General features: G+C 36.8%; 1 protein-coding gene. It reads right to left on the bottom strand.

Going from position 1 to position 1,123, the window contains the following annotated elements; translation table 11 throughout:
• Positions 1-38 precede the first annotated feature (38 nt).
• Positions 39-1,123 (bottom strand): IS3 family transposase gene (locus DN394_RS28435; protein ID WP_149294456.1). Its coding sequence is split into 2 segments (ribosomal slippage), with 1,086 coding nucleotides annotated over them: positions 39-943 and positions 943-1,123; the frame shifts between segments, so codons are not numbered across the junction. This gene is flagged as partial in the annotation.

Raw genomic sequence — 1,123 nt, forward strand, 5'->3', positions numbered from 1 at the left:
TGAAGTGAACCCTGAAAACGGGACACCTATCAAAACACCTAAACCATCTGTTCCCTAAATTCTTTAGGGGATAGGTGGTTTAATTTTTCTTGAATTCGCACACAATTGTAGTAATGAATGTATTCTAGCACAATCTTTCGCACAGTTGTGTTGGATACTTTTGTTATCTCTTGTGAATAGAAAGCTTCACTTTTCAAATGACCAAAGAAGCTTTCCATGACGGCATTATCATGGCAATTTCCTCTCCGGGACATGCTGGTGATAATGCCGTTTTCTTTGGCATACGCTTGAAATTCTTTTGCTGTATAAATACTTCCTTGATCCGAGTGAAGAAGGACATCTTTTACTCTTCGCCCTCTCATTGCTTGTTTCAATGTCTTCATCGCTAATGTCAGTGTTTGTGATTCGCTGATGACACAACTAATAATTTCACGATTAAAGGCATCCATGATCGTTGATAAATACAAGGTACGCTCTCCAAATAAGAGATACGTCACATCTGTAAACCACTTTTCATTTGGTCTGGATGCATCGAATTCACGCTCCAATCGATGAGGGGCTACCATTGGTTCCGCACCATTGATATATTTCTTTTTCTTTCGACGTACTTTTGAAAGAATGTGATTTTGTCTCATGATTCGTAATACTTTTTTATGATTAACACACAGTCCCATTTTTTGAAGAGTAGCGGTCACTCTTCGATATCCATACCGAAATTTATGCCTAAGACAGACGTCCTTTACTTTCTCTTCTATATCATCTTTCCGATCTTCCGTTCGTTGTAACCAGCGATAAAATGTGGAACGGGGTAATTCTAATACGTTACACAATTCTTTTATCGTTATTTTTGTTTTTACGTTTTTCCATAAAGTAACTACAGTTTCTGGTTTCAGCCCCTTTCGATTTCCAGATACTTTCCCCATACAAGTAATTTTGTTTTTAGATGCTTATTTTCTAAACGTAGTTGTTCTAATTCACTGAGCTCTTTTGGTCCTTTTCCATAAGAATATTGTTTTCCTACAGGTTGTTGAAAACGATACGTTTGATCTGTACGATACCATTTCATCCATGTCTTAATTTGGGAAACATTTTTAATTCCGAGTTTCTCCATAATTGTACGATT

The sequence above is a fragment of the Bacillus sp. BB081 genome (assembly GCF_008368895.1).
GTDB classification, from domain to species: domain Bacteria; phylum Bacillota; class Bacilli; order Bacillales; family Bacillaceae_G; genus Bacillus_A; species Bacillus_A wiedmannii.